The following is a 20,499-nucleotide window of genomic DNA, read 5'->3' on the forward strand; positions in this document are numbered from 1 at the left end:
GCCGCCTTCGCCGCAGCGCGACGCGGCCGCGCTTTTCAGCCCGCCGCCTTCGGCCGCACCCCGAGCAGATGCGCGATCGCGTAGGTCAGGTCGGCGCGGTTCAGGGTGTAGAAGTGGAACTCGTCCACGCCGCTCGCCTGCAGGCGGCGCACCTGCTCCGCCGCGACGACGGCCGCGACCATCCGACGCGTGTCGGCATCCTCGTCCAGCCCCTCGAAGAGCTTCTCCATCCAGGCCGGCACGGACGCGCCGCACATCGCGCTGAATTTCTGGACCTGCTTGAAGTTCGACACCGGAAGAATGCCGGGGACGATCGGCACCGTGATCCCCGCCGCGCCGCAGAGGTCGAGGAAGCGGAGATAGATGTCAGTGTCGAAGAAGTACTGCGTGATCGCCCGCGTCGCGCCCGCGTCGATCTTGCGCTTGAGGAAATCAAGGTCGGCGATGGCCGAGACCGCCGCGGGGTGCCGTTCGGGATAGGCGCCGACGCTGATGTCGAAATCCGCGATGTTGCGCAGGCCCCGGACGAGGTCCTCGGCCTGGGCATAGCCGCCGGGATGGGGGGTGTACTGGTTGGCGCCGGCCGGCGGGTCGCCGCGCAGCGCCACGATGTGCCGCACCCCCGCATCGAGGTAGCCGCGCGCGACCTCGTTCACTTCCTCCTTCGTCGCGCTGACGCAGGTCAGGTGGGCGGCCGGCGTCAGGCTGGTCTCGCGTGCCAGGCGGCTCACGGTCTCATGCGTTCGGGCGCGGGTCGAGCCGCCGGCGCCGTAGGTGACGGAGACGAAGCGGGGGCCGAGCGGCTCCAGCCGGCGGATCGCTGCCCAGAGCTGCTGCTCCAGCGTCTCGTTCTTCGGCGGGAAGAACTCGAAGGAAAGCTTGGGCGGGGGCAGGTCGGAGCCCAACGGCAGGCCGGCGACGCGCGGCCCCGTCAGCCAGCGCTGCAGGGTTCCCGGATCGGCTTGCACGGCGACGTTCATCCTGATCCTCTCCCGCCCGCGCGCCGTCCCCGGCGCAACATTGTGCAACGCGGAAAGTCCACCGTTCCGCTACAGCCGCCGCGCGCATATATAGACGGGGCCCGGGCGCCGGAAGCCCCGCGCCCCGTCCAGGAGACGCCGCTTGAGCCGCTCGCCCCGCCCGAGCCCTTGGTCCCGCCTGTTCCTCCTGCTGCTGCTCGGCGCGGGGCTGGCGGCCTGCGCGACTCGGCCGGACCCCTCGGACCCGGAGGCCGTTGCCGAGTTCCGGGAAGCCAACGACCCGCTGGAGCCGCTGAACCGTGCCTCCTATTTCGTGAACGACGGCATCGACACGCTGCTGCTGCGCCCCGCGGCCGAAGCCTATCGTATCTTCGTCCCGCCGGAGGTGCGCGTCGGCGTGCGCAACGTGCTCGGCAACGTGCGCACCCCCGTGGTGCTGCTGAACGACGTGCTGCAGGGCGACAGCTACGGCGCGGCGGAGACGCTCGGGCGCTTCCTGCTGAACACCACGCTCGGGGTGGGGGGGATCTTCGACGTGGCGAAGGACCTCGGCCTGCCGGGGCACGCCAACGACTTCGGGCAGACCCTGGCGCGCTGGGGCACCGGAGAGGGGCCCTATCTCTTCGTCCCGGTGCTCGGGCCTTCCAACCCGCGCGACCTCGCCGGCGCCGGCGCCGACCTCGCGACCAACCCGCTGAACTATGTCGGCGGCGAGTTCTGGAGCGGGCTGAACACCGGGCGCACCGTGGCGTCGGGCCTCGACACGCGCGAGGGCCTGATCGACCCGCTGGACGCGGTGCGGCGGGAGTCGCTCGATCCCTACGCGACGATCCGCAGCGCCTATCGCCAGCGGCGCGCGGCGGAGGTTGCGCGGACCTCCGGCGCCTCGCAGGCCGCCCGCGGCACCGGCTTCGGCGCCGGCACCGGCGGCCCCGGCCAGAACCGCTGAGGCAACCGCGACGCTGCCGACGAGCTTAGGACAGACGAGATGACATCCACCCCGAGACGCGTCCTGCTGCTGGCCGGCCTGGGCGGCACCCTGCTTCCGCTTGCCGCCCGCGCGCAGCAGGTGGACATCGCGCGCGCCACCGCCTTCATCCAGGCGACGGGGCAGGAACTGGTGGCCGCGATTAACGCGACGAACCAGCCCGTCGCTGCCCGGCGCGAGCGCGTCGCACAGGTGCTGCGCCGCGCGGTGGACGTGGAGGGCGTCGGCCGCTTCATCCTCGGGCGCTGGTGGCGCAACGCGACGCCGGACCAGCACGCGGAATACCTTCGCCTGTTCGAGCAGGTGCTGATCCACAACCTCTCGGCGCGCTTCGGCGAATACCAGGGCGTGCGCTTCTCCCTCGGCCGCAGCCAGGCGCGGACGGAGGAGGACGCGCTGATCAACACCGTGGTGGAGCGCCCGGGCAACCCGGCCTTCGGGCTGGACTGGCGCGTCGCCGAGGTGAACGGCCAGCCCAAGGTGGTGGACGTGATCGCGGAGGGCACGAGCCTGCGGCTGACCACGCGGAGCGAGTATTCCTCCGTCATCACGCGCAACAACGGCAATGTCGGCGCGCTGCTGGCGGCCATGCGCCAGCAGATCCAGCAATTGTCGGCGCGCGAGGGCGCGTAGCCTTCTGCGCGCCGAAGCGCGACGCTACCTCACGCTCTCGAACACCAGCATCCGGTGCCCCTGGTGCCGGTACTCGCCGCATTCGCGCATGCCGATGTCGGTCAGCACGCCGCGGGAGGCCATGTTGGTCTCGCGTGCCACGGCGATGATGCGCGCGAGGCCGGCGCGGTGGCCGAAGTCGAGCGTGGCGGCGGCGGCTTCCCGCGCATAGCCCTTGCCGCGGCAGGCCGGCCATAGCGCGAAGCGCAGCGCGACGCCGCGGCCGTCGGGGCGCTCCATCAGGCCGCAGATGCCGAGGAACTCGCCGCTGCCCTGTTCGAAGACCGACCAAGTGCCGTAGCCCCGCACGAGCCAGAACTCGATGTCGTCCTCGAGCTCCTCCTTCGTGCGCTCCGCGCTGCGGGTGCCGTGCAGCATCAGGCCGAAGGCCTGCTCGTCGGCCTTGAGGCGGATGAGGTCGGGCAGGTGCTCCGGCCCGGGCGGGAGAAGCGAGAGACGCGCAGTGCGGAGGGTGCGAGGGGCAGCGTGGAGGTTGGGGGTCATGCGGAAAGACCCGTGTGCAGTGCTGCCCAAGGCCCCCTCCCCATCCCTCCCCCGCAAAAGCGGGGGAGGGGGAAGAGAGAGCGGATGAACGCGCACTTGCCCTCCCCCGCTGTTGCGGGGGAGGGCTCGGAGGGGGCCTCTTCGGTCACCTCGCCAGCGGGCGGTACTTGATGCGGTGCGGTTCGGTCGCGGCGGCGCCTAGTCGACGTCGCTTGTCCGCTTCATAGGCCTCGAAATTGCCCTCGAACCACTCGACGTGGCTGTCGCCTTCGAAGGACAGGATGTGCGTGGCCAGCCGGTCGAGGAACCAGCGGTCGTGGCTGATCACCACGGCGCAGCCCGCGAACTCCTCGAGCGCATCTTCCAGCGCGCGCAGCGTGTCCACGTCGAGGTCGTTGGTCGGCTCGTCGAGCAGCAGCACGTTGTGCTCGCGCTTCAGCATCTTCGCGAGGTGGACGCGGTTGCGCTCGCCGCCCGACAGGATGCCGACGCGCTTCTGCTGGTCGGCGCCCTTGAAGTTGAAGGCGGCGACATAGGCGCGGCTCGCGATCGTCCTCTTGCCAATGGTGATCTGGTCCATCCCGTCGGAGATCTCCTGCCAGACGGTCTTATTGTCATCGAGGCTGTCTCTGCTCTGGTCGACGTAGCCGAGCTTCACGGTGTCGCCGACGGTCAGCGTGCCGCCATCGGGGGTCTCCACGCCGGTGATCATCTTGAAGAGCGTGGACTTGCCCGCGCCGTTCGGCCCGATGACGCCGACGATGCCGCCGGGTGGCAGCTTGAAGTCGAGATCCTCGATCAGCAGGCGGTTGCCATAGCCCTTGCGCAGCTTCTCCGCCTGGATGACCAGGTTGCCGAGCCGCGGCGGCGGCGGGATGACGATCTCCGCCTCGCCGAGGCCGCGATCCTGGCTCTTCTGCAGCAGCTCCTCATAGGCGGTGATGCGGGCCTTGCTCTTCGCTTGGCGCGCGGCGGGGCTGCGCCCGATCCATTCCTGCTCGCGGGCCAATTGCCGCTGCCTCGCGCTCTCCTCGCGCTCCTCCTGCTGCAGGCGCTTGCGCTTCTGGTCGAGATAGGCGGAGTAGTTCCCCTGGTAGGGGAAGCCGCGGCCGCGATCGACCTCGAGGATCCAGTTCGTGACGTTGTCCAGGAAGTAGCGGTCATGGGTCACGACCAGCACCGCGCCCTGCCATTCGCGCAGCGTCTTTTCGAGCCACGCTACGCTCTCCGCGTCCAGGTGGTTGGTCGGCTCGTCCAGCAGCAGCAGATCGGGCTTCTCGAGTAGCAGCTTGCACAGAGCGACGCGCCGCCGCTCGCCGCCCGACAGGTGGCCGATCGCGCTGTCGAAGGGCGGGCAGCGCAGCGCATCGAGCGCGATCTCGATGCGGCGGTCGAGCTCCCAGCCCTCGGCAGCGTCGATCTTCTCCTGCAGCTCGGCCTGCTCGGCGAGGAGGGCGTTCATCTCCTCCTCCGACATCTCCTCCGCAAATTTTTCCGAGATTTCGTTGAAGCGCTTCAGTTGGCCGGTGAGCTCGGAGAAGGCTTCCATGACGTTCTCGCCCACGGTCTTGGTGGGGTCGAGATGCGGCTCCTGCTCAAGGTAGCCGACGCGGGCGCCCTCGGCGACCCAGGCCTCGCCGCCGAATTCCTTGTCCAGGCCGGCCATGATCTTCATGAGCGTGGACTTGCCGGCGCCGTTGGGGCCGAGCACGCCAATCTTGGCGTCGGGCAGGAAGTTCAGCGTGATGCCTTTGAAGACTTCGCGTCCGCCGGGGTAGGACTTGGTGAGGTCCTTCATGACGTAGACGTATTGCCAAGCGGGCATGAGACGGGACTTCCGGGAGATGGGGAGGAGTGGCGGGTTCTATCGCGGGGCGGCGGGGCGCGCAAAGGGCGCAGAGGGCGCGGCGGCTGCGCGCGGCGCAGGGGTCTCGGCGCTGCGGATCGGCCGGGGGACGCGCACGATGCTGGGCGGACCTGAAAGCCGGTCCGCGAAGGGAAGGGCCGGAGCAAAGCGCCTTCGCGTGGAACCGCTCAGCGGTTTCGCCAAACGGTAATCAGCTGCTCCGGTCAAGCCCGCGATCGGTCTGAGTGTGCTCACCGAAGGTGGGCACGCCAGGCCGTGAATCGCCGGGCCAAAGAATGCTGGAGCGTATCGGACCGACGACAGTCAGCCCGATACGGGTCTAGTGGTTCGCCCCCCGGAACAGCCCGATGTCGATGCTGTTCGCCATCGCGGTGTAGCCGGCCGGGCTCGGGTGCAGGTGGTCGCCGGAATCGTGCTCGGGCCGCATCCGCGTCGGGTGGGCCGGGTCCTGCGTCGCCGCCGCAAAGTCGAGCACGGCGTCATAGGCCCCGCCGGTCCGGATCCACTCGTTCAGCGCCTGGCGCTTGGCCTCGCCCTCCGGTGTCCAATAGGCCGCGCCCTGGAAGGGCGTGAGCGTTGCGCCATAGACCCGCAGGCCGCGCGCGCGGGCGCGCTCGATGAACTGGCGATGGCCCGCGATGAGTTCGGCGACGCTCGGGTCGGGGCGGGCGCCGCCATTGCCGATGTCGTTGATGCCCAGCATGACCGTGACATGCGTCGCGCCGGCCTGGGCCAGCACGTCGCGGTCGAAGCGCGCGAGACCGTTCGGGCCTACCCCGTCCTCCAGCACGCGGCCGCCCCCGATCCCGCCGTTGACGACGCTCATGCGGATCCCCGCCTCGGCCAGGCGGGCGGCGAGCAGGTTTGGCCAGCGCCGGTTCTGGTCCATGCCGGATTGCGTGCCGTCGGTGATGGAATCGCCGAAGGCGACGAGCACCCCGGTCGACTGGGTCGTGACGACCTCCACCCGGCTCAGGAAGAAGGAGGAGGCCGAGGCCAGCCCGTCGCCGCGGCGATAGGCCGTCGTCGTCGCGACCGGGAAGGCGACCGCGCCCGCGTGGTTGCCTTGCGTGGAGACGTAGTTGGTCTGCCAGGATGCCGGGTGATACGTCACGGGCGAGCGCGCCGCGGCCGTGTCGCCGGGGAGGTAGAGGTCCACGACGAGGTCGGCGAAGTCCGGCACGGCCAGGTCCACGGGATCGCTCACCATCAGGGCGCCTGGCGGGATGGCGGGCTGGGCGAGCCCGCCGAAGGTGAGCACGCGGTTGCTGCCGGCGACGATGGACGGGCCTCGATCGCGCAGGGCGACCTGCGCCGCGCCGATGCGGAGCGGCACGGTGCCGAAGGTGTTGGTCAGTACCACGCGGACGCGGCCGCCCCCCATCGAAACACGCGCGACCTGCCTCAATGTCTGGTCGTTGAAGTGCAGCCGGGAGCCCCCGGCGATCTCGAGCTGCTGGCCCGGCGCGGCCTCCCGCACGGCCTGCGGGACGTCGTTCGCCCAGGGGAAGGTCTGCCCGGCCGCCGTCAGGGCCTGCGCGGGCTGGTCCACCCGGGCGACGTCCGGCGCGGCCCATGTCGGGATCCAGCGCTCGGGCGGAGTCTGGGCATGGCCGGCGGACGACAAGGCCAGCGCGATCGCCGCGGACGCGACGACGAGACGACGAGACATCGGCACTCGATTTCCTCCCCGATCCGGATGGTTGTCCGGCTCGGCGGAGCGTGCCGGCGCCCTGCCGGCGGAGCAAGAAGCCGAACGCCGTTGCGCGTCATTTGATGAGCGCCGCCGCGGGGCGCGCCACCCGCGCCGACGGAGGGGCGCTGCTGCGCGGCGCGAGTCTCGTCCCTCGGTCACCTGCGGTGCCCCGCGAGCGCTGGAAATGGGCCCGGAGGGACTCGAACCCCCAACCAAGCCGTTATGAGCGGCCCGCTCTGACCATTGAGCTACAGGCCCGGCCCGCCCCTCTCTTCGCCCGCCGCGGGCGCCGAAGACAAGCCCATCAATCCCCGAGGAAGCGCGCCACGGCGGGTGCGATCGCCTCCAGCGACGCCGGGGCCAAGCCGTTGAGGTGGCCGAAGGGACCGACGGCCTCGGCCATGGTCACCGCCCGCCCCTGCCCCCGCAGCACCGCGGCCAGCTCGTGGCTGTAGGAGGGCAGCCAGACATGATCGGTCGGCGAGGGCACCACCAGCCAGCGGGCGGGGCTGTTCGCGAGGGCGGCCTCCGTCGAGGCGTAGTCCTGCAGGAACAGCTGGTTCGCGCGCGCCATCCAGAGCAGGTGGTTGGCGTCCGACAGCCTGGCCCGGTCGGCGGCCGCGGCGTCCATGGCGCGCGTCACCTCGAAGCGGCCGGCAATGTCGCTTGCGGGGTTGGGACCCTCGGCCGGCGCGCGGCCGAAGGGCGCCAGCGCGCCGCGGTCCTGGGCCTGGACGGTGATGATCTTGAAGGCCTCGGCAAGGCCGCGGACCGGGCCAGGGCCGTCGTGGTAGGCGCCGCCTTGCCAGTCCGGATCGAGCCGCACCGGCGCGGTCCAGATGTCGAGCCAGCTGATCATCCAGGGGTCGAACCAGGCGCCGCTGATCGCCGTCATCACGCGGTCCACCAGGCCGGGATGGGCGGCCGCCCATTCCACGGCCTGCATGCCGCCCATGGACGGGCCAGCGACCATGGCCAGCCGCGTCACGCCGAGATGGTCCAGCAGGCGCTTCTGCACCTCGACGAAGTCGCGGATCGCGACCACGGGGAAGGCCATGCCCCAGGGCCGTCCCGTCGCGGGGTTTACCGTGGCCGGCCCGGTCGTGACGGTCCGCCCGTCCCGGACGTTCAGGTTCACGAGGCTGTCGGAGGCGATCACGAACCAGCGGTCCGTGTCGATCGCCCGGCCCGGGCCGATCAGCGGATCCCAGAAGCCGAGCGGGCCGCCTTCCTCGTACCGGCCCCAGGCATGCGCGCTGCCGGAGAAGTAGTGGGTCACCAGCACCGCGTTGTCGCCTGCGGCGTTCAGCCTTCCGGCGGTCTGGTAGCCCACCCGCAGCTCGGGGATCGTCGCGCCGCCGCGGGTGACGTAGTCCCGCGTCTCGAAGACCTGGCGCCGAACCAGCATGCCAAGCTCAGCCCGCCTGCCTGGCCCGCTCGATCGCCTCCATCACGTAGGACCGCGCCCGCGCCGCGTCGCCCCAGCCCAGGATCTTCACCCACTTGCCGGGCTCGAGGTCCTTGTAGTGGGCGAAGAAGTGCTGGATCTGGTCGATCGTGATCTGCGGCAGGTCGGTGTACTGGTGGACCTTCTCGTAGCGCTTGGTCAGCTTCGGGCTCGGCACGGCGATGATCTTCTCGTCATGGCCGCCATCGTCCTCCATCAGCAGCACGCCGACGGGCCGGCAGTTGATCACCGCGCCCGGTGCGATCGGGCGGGTGTTGGCCACCAGCACGTCCAGCGGGTCGCCATCCCCGCAGAGGGTGTGGGGGACGAAGCCGTAATTGCCGGGATAGCGCATCGGCGTGTGCAGGAAGCGGTCCACGAAGAGCGTGCCGGCTTCCTTGTCCATCTCGTACTTGATGGGCTCGCCGCCGACGCCGACCTCGACGATGACGTTGACGTCGTCCGGCGGGTTCTTACCGATCGGGATGTGCTCGATGCGCATGGCCAGGGGCTCCGTGGTGTCGCCGCCGCGGCATGAAGCACGAAACGGCGTGCGCTGCGAGGGGCCCGGAGACGGGACCCCGCCGCCAAAATGGCATGAACGTGGCGGCTTCTTCACCCGCTGGGCGGGGGGTGGTGGCGTTGCCAGCCCCGCCGGCTTCGCGCACATTCCCGCCCGGGCCCGCGAGCCGGGCCGGCCCGATGTGGCGCGCCCTTGCGCGCCCCGTGGCCGGCTGTCCGTGGCCATGGGGAGAGAGGGGTAAGCCGCCTTGATAACAATATCGGTGTTGCTGATCATCGTGCTGGGGGCGCTGTCGATCGCCTACAGCGTGAAGACGGCCAGGGAGATCATGGCCCTCGATGCGGGGTCGGCCCGCATGCAGGAGATCGCCGCGGCGATCGCGGAGGGCGCCGGCGCCTACCTCAAGCGCCAGTACACCACCATCGGCATCGTCGGCGCGGTGCTGTTCGTCGTCATCCTCGTGGCCTTCGGCTTCGGCGGGCATGCCTTCGCGGTCGCCATCGGCTTCCTGATCGGCGCTGTGCTGTCGGGGGCGGCGGGCTTCATCGGCATGAACGTCTCGGTGCGCGCGAATGTCCGCACCGCCCAGGCCGCGACGCAGTCGCTGGCGGCGGGCCTCGACGTCGCGTTCAAGTCGGGCGCGATCACGGGCATGCTGGTCGCGGGCCTCGCGCTGCTGGGCGTGGCGACCTACTTCCTCATCCTGGTGCCGATCGGCGGCATGGCGCCGAACAGCCGCGTGGTGATCGACGCGCTGGTGGCGCTCGGCTTCGGCGCGTCCCTGATCTCGATCTTCGCCCGTCTCGGCGGCGGCATCTTCACCAAGGGTGCCGATGTCGGCGGCGACATGGTCGGCAAGGTCGAGGCCGGCATCCCCGAGGACGACCCCCGCAACCCCGCCACCATCGCGGACAATGTCGGCGACAACGTCGGCGACTGCGCGGGCATGGCGGCCGACCTGTTCGAGACCTATGCCGTCACCATGGTCGCCACCATGGTCCTCGCCGCGATCAGCTTCGGCGATGCCACGCGCACCGCGGCGATGCTGTTCCCGCTCGCGATCGGCGCGGTCTGCGTCGTGACCTCCATCGCGGGCACCTATTTCGTGAAGCTGCCGGCCAACAACTCCATCATGGGCGCGATGTATCGCGGGTTCGTCGTCACCGGCGCGCTGTCTCTGGCGGTGCTGCTGCCGCTGAGCTTCATCGTCTTCGGCACCGGCACGGTGACCGCGGGCGGCCATAGCTTCGGCGCCTTCAGCCTGTTCCTCTGCGGCGCGGTGGGCCTGGCGGTGACGGCGGCGATCGTGTGGGTGACGGAATACTACACCGGCACCGACTTCCGCCCCGTGAAGTCGATTGCCGAGGCGTCGCAGACCGGCCACGGCACCAACGTGATCCGCGGCTTGGCGGTGTCGATGGAGTCCACGGCGCTGCCCGCGCTGATCATCATCGCGGGCGTGCTGAGCGCCTATGGCCTGGCGGGCCTCTACGGCATCGCCATCGCGACGACGACGATGCTGGCGCTGGCCGGCATGGTGGTCGCGCTCGACGCCTTCGGTCCGGTGACGGACAATGCCGGCGGCATCGCGGAGATGGCGGGACTGCCGAAGGAGGTTCGCGTCTCCACCGACGCGCTGGATGCCGTCGGCAACACGACCAAGGCGGTGACCAAGGGCTATGCGATCGGCTCGGCGGGCCTCGGCGCGCTGGTGCTGTTCGCGGCCTATACGCAGGATCTGTCCTACTTCATCGCCAACCCCGGCGCCTATCCCTTCTTCGCCGGGATCGGGACCCTGACCTTCAGCCTGTCCGACCCCTATGTGGTCGTCGGCCTGCTGTTCGGCGGCCTGCTGCCCTACCTCTTCGGCGGCATGTCGATGACGGCCGTCGGCCGCGCCGCCTTCGCGGTGGTCGAGGAGGTGCGACGCCAGTTCCGCGAGAAGCCGGGCATCATGCAGGGCACCGAGAAGCCGGATTACGGCCGCGCGGTGGACATGCTGACCAAGGCGGCGATCAAGGAGATGATCATCCCCTCGCTGCTGCCGGTGCTCAGCCCGATCGTGGTCTTCCTGCTGATGTGGATGATCGGCGGCAAGGCGGCGGCCTTCTCGGCGCTCGGCGCGATGCTGCTCGGCGTGATCGTGACGGGCTTCTTCGTCGCGGTGTCCATGACCACCGGTGGCGGCGCCTGGGACAACGCGAAGAAATACATCGAGGAAGGCAATTACGGCGGCAAGGGCAGCGAGGCCCACAAGGCCGCGGTGACCGGCGACACCGTCGGCGACCCCTACAAGGATACGGCGGGCCCGGCGGTGAATCCGATGATCAAGATCACCAACATCGTGGCGCTGCTGCTGCTGGCGATCCTGGCGCATAGCTGACCGGGTCGCGCCGAACGGAACAGGCCGGCGGGGCGACCCGCCGGCCTTTTTTCATTGGGTGTCAGCCCGCGACGCCGAGCAGCGTGAGGCGCCGCAATTCCTGCTCCTGCACGCGCAGCAGCCGCACCGTGTCGGCCTTCGTGATGTCGCCGGTGTGCGCCGCCATGAAGGCATGTCCCTCGGCCACGCGCGCCATCGCCGCGGCGCGGGCATCCCGTGCGACGCGGCGGCGCCCGGCCTCGGCCTGGCGGGCGGCGGCGAGTTCCTCGGCCAGCGCACGCTGCAGCGCGGTCGCGTTGCGCGGCAGCTCCAGCAGGGCGGGCGCGGCGCCCTGGGCGGCCAGCGCGTCGGATTGCCGCAGCAGCGAAGCCATGACCTTCTGGAAGGAGGGATCGCCGCGCTCGATCGCGGTGCGCAGCCAGGGGGCGCGGGTGTTGCGCCGCGCCGCATAGGCCATCAGCTCGCCCAGGTCGTTCAGCGCCGCCGCGCCCTCGGCGTCATAGGGCTGCACCTTGGCGACGTGGTCCGCCAGCGGGTTCTCCCGCTGCCGCGGCCAGCCGTCATCGGCCAGGAAGGCCAGCATGCCGAGCCAGGCGGCGGCCCCTTCCTGCAGCGCCATCGCCGCCCCGGCCTGGCCGTCCCGCGTCACCGGCGCCGGCGGCACGGGGATGACGGCCGGGATGGGGCGGATCGTGACCTCGGCGGGCAGGACGGCGTCGCGGGCCTGTGACGACCAGTCCCGAACGGCCGAGTAATCAGGCGAGCAGGCCACCAGCGGAGCGAGGAACAGAAGGCCGAAGACGCGCATGGGTCGAGCGTCGCCCGCAGGACGCGGTGCTGGCAAGGGCATCGCAACCGCCCGGTAAGTTGAAGGCGCGCGAGCCAGGGTTGATTTGCCGGCGCGGGCCGCAGTTCGGAAGGTTCCGCCCATGCACGCCCATGCGTGCCGCGGGGACGATGTCGTTGCAGGGCCAGGGAGCGGACGCAGCATGTGGCAGGTGATCCACTCCGCCCTGCTGCGGTTGGATGAAAGCGCACCACAGATCCGCCGGATGATCCCGGCGCGTATCACGGACGACGTCGCCTCCTTCTTCGGCAACCGCATCAACCGCGCCCATGCGGACCGGCGCTACCTCATCGAGACAATCCTGCCGGCCTTCCGCGCCGCCCGGCCGCGGCGCGTGCTGTTCGTGGGCTGCCGGCCCTACACCCGGCCGTACGAGGCCTTCTTCGAGGACGCGGAATACTGGACGCTCGACGTCGAGCCCAAGGTCGCGCGCTGGGGCTCGCGGCTGCACCGCACGGGCGACGTCAGCATGGCCGACGCCATTTTCGAACGCGGGCAGTTCGACATGATCCTGCTGAACGGCGTGCTGGGCTGGGGCGTGGACAGCGACGAGGACATCAGCCGGACGCTGGGCGCGCTGTGGCGCGTGATGCAGCCCGGCGGCCTGCTCCTGGTCGGCTGGAACCGCGGCCGCTGCGCCGACCCGCTGGAGATCCCGCCGGCGCGGCAGCTGTTCCGCCACGGGCCGGCGCTGGGCCTGCCGGCCCGCAAAGGCTTCGCGGACAGCACCCATGTCTTCGACCTGCTGACCGCCCGCGCCCAGCCGGATTGAGCCGCGCCGGTCAGACCCGCAGGCGGTCAGGGATGCGCAGGCCGAGGCGGTTCGGCACCGGCCAGACCTCCCGCACCGTTCGCAGGATGCGGAAGCCGGCGTCACGGTAGTTCGGCAGCGCGCGGGGATGGTCGGCGGTGCAGGTGTTGACGGTCAGCGCCCGCGGGCGCTCGGCCCATGCGGTGTGCACGGCATGGCGCAGCAGCGCCTTGCCCACGCCATGGCCGATCGCATGCGGCATCAGCCCGAAATAGGCGAGGTTCGTGCCGGCTTCGCCGCGCCGCTCCAGCTCGTAGAAGCCGACGGGCTCGCCGCCCTGGTACAGGACATGGATCGAGATGTCGGGCCGCGCCAGCAGCCCCGCGATCTCCTCGTCCGGCACCGTCCGGCGCAGCCACCACACCCAGTCGCGCCCGACCGTGTCGTAGAGGTAGCGGTAGAAGGGCACCGAACAGCGCGCCAGGCGGATCACGCTGGTGCCGGCTGGGAAGGACGGCGCCGGCCCCTCGGCCGGCGCGTCCATCCGCAGGAAGGTCACGTCCACCGCGATGCGGGTGACGGGTTCGCGCATCGCGGCAGCGGTGGACACGTCAGTTGTCCAGGAAGGAGCGCAGCTTCCGCGAGCGGCTCGGGTGCTTCAGCTTGCGCAGCGCCTTCGCCTCGATCTGGCGGATGCGCTCGCGCGTCACGTTGAACTGCTGCCCGACCTCCTCCAGCGTGTGGTCGGTGTTCATGCCGATGCCGAAGCGCATGCGCAGCACGCGCTCCTCGCGCGGCGTAAGCGAGGACAGCACCCGCGTCGTCGCCTCGCGCAGGTTGGACTGGATCGCGGCATCGAGCGGGATGATCGCGTTCTTGTCCTCGATGAAGTCGCCGAGGTGGCTGTCCTCCTCGTCGCCGATCGGCGTCTCGAGGGAGATCGGCTCCTTCGCGATCTTCAGCACCTTCCGCACCTTCTCGAGCGGCATGCCGAGCTTCTCGGCCAGCTCCTCCGGCGTCGGCTCGCGGCCGATCTCGTGCAGCATCTGGCGGCTGGTGCGGACCAGCTTGTTGATGGTCTCGATCATGTGGACCGGGATGCGGATGGTCCGCGCCTGGTCGGCGATGGATCGGGTGATCGCCTGGCGGATCCACCAGGTCGCGTAGGTCGAGAACTTGTAGCCGCGCCGGTACTCGAACTTGTCCACCGCCTTCATCAGACCGATGTTGCCCTCCTGGATCAGGTCCAGGAACTGCAGGCCGCGGTTGGTGTACTTCTTGGCGATGGAGATCACGAGGCGGAGGTTCGCCTCAATCATCTCCTTCTTCGCCTGTGTCATGTCGCGCTCGCCGCGGCTGACCGTGGCATAGACGCGCTTGAATTCGTCGACCGGCAGGCCGGTGTCGCCGGCGACCTTGCCGATCTCGCCGCGCAGCACCTCGACCTCGTCCTTGCCCTTGGCGAGGAAGTTCTGCCAGCCCTTGCCCTTGTGCTTGGCGAAGCCCTCGAACAGCGCGGGGTCCAGCTCATGGCCGCGCCAGCCCGCGATGAACTCCTCCCGCTTCACCTTGTAGCTCTCGGCGATGCGGACGATCTGGCCCTCCAGGCCGATCAGGCGGCGGTTCAGCCCCTTGAGCTGGTCCACCAGCTCCTCGATCCGGTTGTTGTGGAGATGGACCTTCTCGACCATCGCCACGAGCTCGGTGCGCTGCTTCTCGTAGGTCTTCTCGCTGCGCACGGAGGTCTCGCCGCCCGAGGTGTAGGCGTCCATCCGCTTGGACGACAGCTTGTGCAGCTTGCCGTAGGCAGCCTCGATCGCCTCGAAGGCGGCCAGCGCCTCCGGCATCAGCTTCTCCTCGAGCGCGGACAGCGACAGGCCGAGGCCGCCCTCGCCCTCCTCGCCCTCCTCGAATTCCTCCTCCTGCTGCTCGGCGCCGCCATTGGCGGCCGCATCGGGGTTGTTGGCGCCGGCGGTCGCCTCGAGGTCGATGACGTCGCGGAGGAGCATGCGCTTCTCCTTCACAGCATCATGCCAGGCGACGATGGCCTTGAAGGTCAGCGGGCTCTCGCAGAGCCCGCCGATCATCATGTCGCGGCCGGCCTCGATGCGCTTGGCGATCGCGATCTCGCCCTCGCGCGAGAGCAGCTCGACGCTGCCCATCTCGCGCAGGTACATCCGGACAGGGTCGTCGGTGCGGCCGAGGCTCTCCTCGTCCACGTTGCCGCCGGACTCCTCGTCCTCCTCCTCCTTCTCGGCGGCGACGGGCTTGGGCGCGGCGGCCTCGCCGTCCTCGCTCTCCTCGTTCTCGACCACGTTGATGCCGAGGTCGTTCAGCATCGCCATGGTGTCCTCGATGGTCTCGGAGGACACCTGTTCCGACGGCAGGGCGGCGTTCAGCTCGTCATAGGTGACGTAGCCGCGCTCCTTGCCGCGGGCGACCAGCTTCTTGACGGCCGCCGACTGGATGTCGAGCAGCACGCCCTCCACCGCTTCGTCCCGGACTTCTGCCGTCTCGGCGCCGTTCGCGACCTTGGTTGCCATGCCTGAACTGCTCCGTCCAAATTCGCCACCGGGGTCCGGACCGCCGGGGTGGCGATTCGAGTCCCCCTACCCTATGGGGTTCTCCCCCATGCCTGCCTGGATGCCCGCTGGGGCCTCGGCCGGCGTCGTATCCTCGTCCCATTCGCCGCGCCGGAGCGCGTTGATGGCGGTGCGCAGCCCCACGATCCGCCGAGACAGGCGCGCCTGGGCCTCAGCGTCCGCACTCTCGATCCAGGCCTTCTCGGCCGAGGCCTGGTCTTCCAGCAGCTCCGCCTCGCCGCGCAGCAGCCCGAAGAAATGCCACCACCCGTCCAGCGCCTCCTTGGGCTGGGCGTCGGGCTGCGCAGCGATGGGCAGGGCGGGGTCGCGCAACAGCCGGGCCGCGAAGTCCCCCATCCCAACTTGGGCGAGGTGGTCCATGAGTCCCGCGGAGTCAAGCACGTGGCCCCCGGCAAGCCATGCGAGGCAGAGGCTTCGGGCCTGCGAAAGCGGCCCGTCGCCGAGATCGAGGCCCGCCAGGCTCTCCTCGACATCGGCGAGCAGCCAGGGGTGGCGCAGCGTGATGGCCATCAGCGCTGCCGCCTGGGCGGCTCGGGTGCGTTCGGGGGTGATGGCGGGCCGCGGGCGCTTCACCGGCGGGGGCTTGGCGCCGGGCCGGCCGCCGAAGGGTGTGCGGGTGGACTGGAAGAAGCGGTCGAGCAGCGCGCGGCGGTATTCGCCCGCCAGGGCACGGTCCTTGATCCCGCCCGTCGCTTCCTCCAGGCGCTTGCGGAGCGCGGCGCGCTGCTCGGGCGTGGCCACGGGCCGGCCCTCCGCGATCAGGCCGTAGAGCGCGTCGCCCAGCCCGCGCGCTCCGTCGAGCACGGCCTGGAAGGCGGCCGGGCCGCCCTTGACGACCAGCGTGTCGGGGTCCTCACCGGAGGGCAGCGTCGCGAGCTTCAGGCTGCGCTCGGCAGAAACCAGCGGCAGCGCGATCTGCGCCGCCCGCGCCGCGGCCCGCGCGCCGGCGGCGTCGCCGTCGAAGCAGAGGATCGGCTCGGGCGTCATGCGCCAGAGTTCCTCCAGCTGTTCCTCCGTCAGCGCGGTGCCGAGCGGGGCGACGGCGCCCGCGAAGCCAGCCTGGTGCAGCGCGATGACGTCCATGTAGCCCTCGACAGCGACGACGATGCCGCCGCGGAAGGCGCCTTCGCGCGCGAGGTCCAGCGCATAGAGGTTGTTGCGCTTCTTGAAGAGGACGGTCTCGGGCCCGTTTACGTATTTCGGCACGCCATCGTCGAGGATCCGCCCGCCGAAGCTGATCATCCGCCCGCGCCGGTCGCGGATCGGGAACATCACGCGGTTGAAGAAGAGGTCGGTGTAGCCCTCCCCTTCCTCGCGCTCGCGGATCACCCCCGCCTCGGCGAGCTGTTCGGGCGTGATGCCCTCCGCCTTGAGGTCGGCCGCGATCGCCCCGCGCCCGCCACCGGACCAGCCGAGGCCGAATTTGGCGATGGTCTCGTCCGTCAGGCCGCGGCGCTTGAGATAGGCCAGGCCCTCCGCGCCCTCGGGCAGGCGGAGGCGCCGCTGGAAGGCGGCGGCGGCGGCCTCCAGCACGCCGTGAAGGTCCCGCGCGCGCTTCTCCCGTGCGGCGGCCTCGGGGGTGGGCTTGGGGACATCCAGGCCGGCTTCGCCGGCCAGGCGCTCGACGGCCTCGGGGAAGGACGCGCCCTCGGCCTGCATGACGAAGCTGATGGCGTCGCCATGCGCGCCGCAGCCGAAGCAATGGTAGTGGTCGTCATAGACGTAGAAGCTCGGCGTCTTCTCCCCGTGGAAGGGGCAGCAAGCCTTCCAGTTGCGGCCCGAGCGCACCAGCCGCGTCTTCCGCCCGATCAGGCCGGGCAGCGGCGTGCGGAGCCGAAGCTCGTCGAGGAATTGCGGGGGGAGCGCCATGCGGGGTCGGGCAGACTACCGCAGGAGGGGTGGGTCCGTCAGCGGCGTGTCCGCGCCGGCAGGAGGAAGAGCGTCGCCACGCCCAGGCAAAGCAGCGCAAGGATGCCCGTCACCCAGGGCGTCGCGCCCATGCCTTCGGCGAGCGCGGCGGCGTGGCGGACATGCGTCGGCGCGGCGGGGTCGTAGACCACCTTCACCCTCTGGCCGCGGCGGAGTTCCGCGGGATCGGCGCCGACGCGCGACGTGCCCTCGACCTGGCGGCCATCCACGGCGAAGCGGAAGATGGGGTAGTGGGTCCAGCCATACTTGCCGCGGACATCCTCGTAGCCCGCGACGACGGCCTCGGTCTGGACGCCGCGGACGAACAGCGCTCGGTATTCGTCCACACTCGCCCAGGTGAACCAGCCGAAGAGCAGCGCGAGCCCGCCCAGGAAGGCGAGGTAGATCCAGCGGCTGAGCGGTCCCTTCATGGCGTGCTCACTTCGCCCCGACGATAGCCTTCAGCCCGGCGAGCGCCAGGCGGTAGCCCTCGATCCCGAAGCCCGCGACGCAGCAGCGCGTGCCGGAGGCGACCTCCGACACCGCGCCGCGGCGGGCGGGGTTGGAGATATGGACCTCGACGCTCGGAAAGCGGACCTGGCTGAGGGCGGCGACGAGGGCGGGATAGCCGCGCATGAAGCCCGCGGGGTTGATGATGCAGCCATCCAGGGCCTCGTCATGCGCGGCGTAGAGGCGGTCGATCACCGCGCCTTCGTTGTTGGACAGGAAGAACTCGACGTCGAGGCCGAGGTCGGATGCGTAGCCGCTGATGGCGGTCTCGTATTCCGGGAGGGTCATCGGGCCGAAGGTCTCGATGGCGGTCTTGCCGCGCATGGACATGCCGGCGCCGTGGATGACCAGGATGCGGGGCATTCGTTCCTCCCGTTGCGGCGCCTTGTTCTTCAAGGGCGAGAATGCGGACCCACCCCCACCCGTCCTCCCCTCCCCCGTACGGGGGAGGGGAAGCGTGGTGTGCGGGGGAGGGTAACGCCTTGTCCGGTCAGCCGCCCAGCCTGGCCTTCACCAGCGGATTGGCCTTCGACATGTCGAGCGCGCTGCCGAGCTTCTTCAGGACGGCCATGACCTTGCCCATGTCCTTGACGCTGGTCGCGCCGGTCTCCGCGATGGCGGCGTCCACCGCGGCGGCGACGGCGGCCTCGTCCATCTGCTGGGGCAGGAAGCCTTCGATCACCGCGATCTCGGCGAGTTCCTTGTCGGCCAGTTCCTGCCGGCCGCCCTGGCGGTACATGTCCACGCTCTCGCGGCGGGACTTCACCATCGACCGCAGCATCTGCACGACCTGGTCGTCGCCAACCTTCTCGACGCCGGAGGGGCGGGCCGCGATGTCCACCTCCTTCAGTTTCGCGATGATCATCCGCACGGTGGAGGTCGTCGCCGCGTCCTTGGCGAGCATCGCCTCCTTCATCGCGGCGGTGAAACGGGTGCGCAAATCCTCGGCCATGGCGGGATCTCCTGAGGCGGAAAGCCCTCTCCCCCACTCATGGGGGAGAGGGTTGGGTGAGGGGGACAGGCAATGTCCTGGGCCCGTTCCTAGCCCGGCACGCCCCCCTCACCCAACCCTCTCCCCCCTACGGGTGGAGAGGGCTTTCATGCCGACGTCAGAAATACCCCTCGCGCTTCTTGCGCTCCATCGACGCCTCCTGGTCGCGGTCGATCAGGCGGCCGGCGCGCTCGCTGACGCGGCTTTCGCGGAGCTCGCGCAGCACCTCCTCGATCGTGGCGGCGCGGCTTTCATGGGCGGCGGTGAGCGGCCAGTCGCCCATGGTGCGGAAGCGGACCCAGATCTCCTCGACCCTCTCGCCGGGCTCGAGCGGCAGGCGGTCGTCGTCGCGCATGATCAGCATGCCCGACCGCCGCACGACCGGGCGCGGCGCCGCGTAGTACAGCGGCACGATCGGGATCTGCTCGGCGGCGATGTAGTCCCACACGTCGAACTCGGTCCAGTTGGAGAGCGGGAAGACCCGCATGCCCTCGCCCTGGTTGATCCGCGTGTTGTAGAGACCCCAGAGCTCCGGCCGCTGGTTGCGCGGTTCCCAGGCGTGGCCGGCGGTGCGGTGGCTGAAGACGCGTTCCTTGGCGCGGGACTTCTCCTCGTCGCGCCGGGCGCCGCCGATCGCGGCGTCGAAGCCGTGCTTGTCGAGCGCCTGCTTCAGCGCCTCTGTCCCCATCACCGTCATGTGGACTTGGCTGCCATGGTCGATGGGATTGATCCCGCGCGCCAGGCCGTCGGGGTTGGTGTGGACGATCAGGTCCAGGCCGAGCTCGGCCGCGCGGCGGTCGCGGAAATCGAGCATCGCGCGGAAATCCCATCCCGTCGCGACATGCAGGCAGGGGAAAGGCAGCCGGCCCGGTGCGAAGGCCTTCATGGCGATGTGCAGGACGACGGAGCTGTCCTTGCCGATGGAATAGAGCAGGACGGGGTTGCGGAAGCTGGCCGCGGTCTCGCGCAGGATGCCGATCGCCTCGGCCTCGAGCCGCCGGAGATGGGGGGTCAGCCTGCCGGCCGCCTCTGTCTGCATGACCGCTTCTGCGCTCCACCGCCTCGGCGGGCGCCATCGCACGCCAGGGGGCTTCGGGGAACCCCTGCCGGGACGGTAGCAGCCAAACCGCTGACGAAGGATGAGCTTCGACCGGTCGCTCGGATTAACGCCTCCAGGCCGATCGGCCCTGCGGAGATCCGATCTAACTCGCCTTCAGCACGCCCTGCAGCTTCTCCGCTGCCGTAGGCTTGTCCGTGCCGTCGATGGCGGCGAGTTCCGCGGCCAGGCGGTCCATCGCCTGTTCGAAGATCTGGCGTTCCGAGAAGGACTGGTCGGGCTGGCCGGCATTGCGGTGGAGGTCGCGGACGACCTCCGCAATGGCCAGCGGATCGCCGGAGTTGATCTTCTGCTCGTATTCCTGCGCCCGGCGCGACCACATCGTGCGCTTGATCCGGGCTCGGCCGCGCAGCACGTCCAGCGCCTCGTTCATCAGGGCCTGGCTGGCGAGCTTCCGCAGGCCGGAGGACGCGGCCTTGTTGACGGGCACGCGCAGCGTCATCCGGTTCTCCTCGAAGGTGACGATGATCACCTTCAGCGAGATGCCGGCGACCGGCATGTCCTCGATCCCCTGGACCTGGCCGACGCCGTGGGTGGGGTAGACGACGTGGTCGCCGGTCTTGAAGTCCACCGGCGGGCCCTTGGGCTTGGGTGGTGCGACGATCTGGCCGGCGGCCTGGCCGGCCTCGCCCGACATCGGGCGCGGGCCACCGGGCCGCGGCGGGCCGGGCGGCCGGGGCGGCATGCCCGGGCGCGGCGGGACGGCAAGCGC

The 20,499-nt window shown here is 70.3% G+C and carries 19 protein-coding genes and 1 tRNA gene; 4 read left to right on the plus strand and 16 right to left on the minus strand.

Features of this window, described 5'->3' with window-relative positions:
- Positions 1-35 precede the first annotated feature (35 nt).
- Positions 36-980 carry a methylenetetrahydrofolate reductase [NAD(P)H] gene (metF, locus tag ACLF3M_RS01790; protein ID WP_430655125.1) on the minus strand — a complete coding sequence of 315 codons (945 nt, stop codon included), beginning with the start codon at positions 978-980 and terminating at the stop codon, positions 36-38.
- 142 nt (positions 981-1,122) lie between these two features.
- Here metF and ACLF3M_RS01795 point away from each other — a divergent pair, with 142 nt between their 5' ends.
- Both ACLF3M_RS01795 and ACLF3M_RS01800 read left to right on the plus strand, forming a co-directional pair.
- The gene (locus tag ACLF3M_RS01795; protein WP_430655126.1) at positions 1,123-1,929 is read left to right on the plus strand and encodes an MlaA family lipoprotein; all 807 of its coding nucleotides are present in this window, start codon (positions 1,123-1,125) and stop codon (positions 1,927-1,929) included.
- 39 nt (positions 1,930-1,968) lie between these two features.
- Entirely contained in the window at positions 1,969-2,601 is a 633-nt protein-coding gene (locus ACLF3M_RS01800; RefSeq protein WP_430655127.1) for an MlaC/ttg2D family ABC transporter substrate-binding protein, read from the plus strand.
- Positions 2,602-2,625: 24 nt separating this feature from the next.
- Here ACLF3M_RS01800 and ACLF3M_RS01805 read toward each other — a convergent pair whose 3' ends face one another.
- The 6 genes from ACLF3M_RS01805 to ppa all read right to left on the minus strand — a co-directional run bounded on the left by ACLF3M_RS01805 (position 2,626) and on the right by ppa (position 8,656).
- Complete coding sequence (locus ACLF3M_RS01805) at positions 2,626-3,144, minus strand: GNAT family N-acetyltransferase (RefSeq protein ID WP_430655128.1); 519 nt, start codon at positions 3,142-3,144, stop codon at positions 2,626-2,628.
- A gap of 145 nt (positions 3,145-3,289) precedes the next feature.
- Complete coding sequence (gene ettA / locus ACLF3M_RS01810) at positions 3,290-4,969, minus strand: energy-dependent translational throttle protein EttA (protein ID WP_430655129.1); 1,680 nt, start codon at positions 4,967-4,969, stop codon at positions 3,290-3,292.
- 361 nt (positions 4,970-5,330) lie between these two features.
- Positions 5,331-6,683 carry an SGNH/GDSL hydrolase family protein gene (locus tag ACLF3M_RS01815; RefSeq protein WP_430655130.1) on the minus strand — a complete coding sequence of 451 codons (1,353 nt, stop codon included), beginning with the start codon at positions 6,681-6,683 and terminating at the stop codon, positions 5,331-5,333.
- A 209-nt stretch (positions 6,684-6,892) separates the two neighbouring features.
- Positions 6,893-6,965, minus strand: a tRNA-Ile gene (locus ACLF3M_RS01820).
- Between the two features lie 46 nt (positions 6,966-7,011).
- Positions 7,012-8,115, minus strand: a complete 1,104-nt coding sequence (locus ACLF3M_RS01825) for an E22 family MetX-like putative esterase (protein ID WP_430655131.1) — start codon at positions 8,113-8,115, stop codon at positions 7,012-7,014.
- Positions 8,116-8,122: 7 nt separating this feature from the next.
- Complete coding sequence (ppa, locus tag ACLF3M_RS01830) at positions 8,123-8,656, minus strand: inorganic diphosphatase (protein ID WP_430655132.1); 534 nt, start codon at positions 8,654-8,656, stop codon at positions 8,123-8,125.
- A gap of 283 nt (positions 8,657-8,939) precedes the next feature.
- Between ppa and ACLF3M_RS01835 the strand changes: the two genes are divergently transcribed.
- Positions 8,940-11,060, plus strand: a complete 2,121-nt coding sequence (locus tag ACLF3M_RS01835) for a sodium-translocating pyrophosphatase (RefSeq protein WP_430655133.1) — start codon at positions 8,940-8,942, stop codon at positions 11,058-11,060.
- Positions 11,061-11,121: 61 nt separating this feature from the next.
- Here the strand turns inward: ACLF3M_RS01835 and ACLF3M_RS01840 are convergent, their stop codons facing one another.
- Positions 11,122-11,868 (minus strand): hypothetical protein, encoded by a 747-nt coding sequence (locus ACLF3M_RS01840; RefSeq protein WP_430655134.1) that lies wholly within the window; start codon positions 11,866-11,868, stop codon positions 11,122-11,124.
- A 181-nt stretch (positions 11,869-12,049) separates the two neighbouring features.
- Here ACLF3M_RS01840 and ACLF3M_RS01845 point away from each other — a divergent pair, with 181 nt between their 5' ends.
- Complete coding sequence (locus tag ACLF3M_RS01845) at positions 12,050-12,679, plus strand: methyltransferase domain-containing protein (RefSeq protein ID WP_430655135.1); 630 nt, start codon at positions 12,050-12,052, stop codon at positions 12,677-12,679.
- Positions 12,680-12,689: 10 nt separating this feature from the next.
- On the opposite strand, the gene ACLF3M_RS01850 is transcribed toward ACLF3M_RS01845, so the two are convergent.
- From ACLF3M_RS01850 to ACLF3M_RS01885, 8 genes are all read right to left on the minus strand, one after another.
- Positions 12,690-13,250, minus strand: a complete 561-nt coding sequence (locus ACLF3M_RS01850) for a GNAT family N-acetyltransferase (RefSeq protein WP_430655146.1) — start codon at positions 13,248-13,250, stop codon at positions 12,690-12,692.
- 19 nt (positions 13,251-13,269) lie between these two features.
- Positions 13,270-15,201 (minus strand): RNA polymerase sigma factor RpoD, encoded by a 1,932-nt coding sequence (gene rpoD, locus ACLF3M_RS01855; RefSeq protein ID WP_430655136.1) that lies wholly within the window; start codon positions 15,199-15,201, stop codon positions 13,270-13,272.
- A 66-nt stretch (positions 15,202-15,267) separates the two neighbouring features.
- Positions 15,268-17,130: a DNA primase gene (dnaG, locus tag ACLF3M_RS01860; RefSeq protein ID WP_430655137.1), complete on the minus strand. Its 1,863-nt coding sequence runs from the start codon at positions 17,128-17,130 to the stop codon at positions 15,268-15,270.
- Between the two features lie 38 nt (positions 17,131-17,168).
- Positions 17,169-17,600: a DUF3592 domain-containing protein gene (locus ACLF3M_RS01865; RefSeq protein ID WP_430655138.1), complete on the minus strand. Its 432-nt coding sequence runs from the start codon at positions 17,598-17,600 to the stop codon at positions 17,169-17,171.
- Positions 17,601-17,607: 7 nt separating this feature from the next.
- Positions 17,608-18,042, minus strand: coding sequence for a type II 3-dehydroquinate dehydratase (locus tag ACLF3M_RS01870; RefSeq protein WP_430655139.1), 435 nt, complete (start codon positions 18,040-18,042; stop codon positions 17,608-17,610).
- A gap of 127 nt (positions 18,043-18,169) precedes the next feature.
- The gene (locus ACLF3M_RS01875; RefSeq protein ID WP_430655140.1) at positions 18,170-18,631 is read right to left on the minus strand and encodes a GatB/YqeY domain-containing protein; all 462 of its coding nucleotides are present in this window, start codon (positions 18,629-18,631) and stop codon (positions 18,170-18,172) included.
- Positions 18,632-18,788: 157 nt separating this feature from the next.
- Positions 18,789-19,709, minus strand: coding sequence for a sulfate adenylyltransferase subunit CysD (cysD, locus tag ACLF3M_RS01880; RefSeq protein ID WP_430655141.1), 921 nt, complete (start codon positions 19,707-19,709; stop codon positions 18,789-18,791).
- Between the two features lie 163 nt (positions 19,710-19,872).
- Positions 19,873-20,499, minus strand: a 627-nt coding sequence (locus tag ACLF3M_RS01885; protein WP_430655142.1) for a CarD family transcriptional regulator, incomplete at its 5' end; no start/stop codon positions are given.

It is taken from the genome of Falsiroseomonas sp. HW251 (genome assembly GCF_050563545.1).
In the GTDB taxonomy this organism is placed as follows: Bacteria; Pseudomonadota; Alphaproteobacteria; order Acetobacterales; family Acetobacteraceae; genus Falsiroseomonas.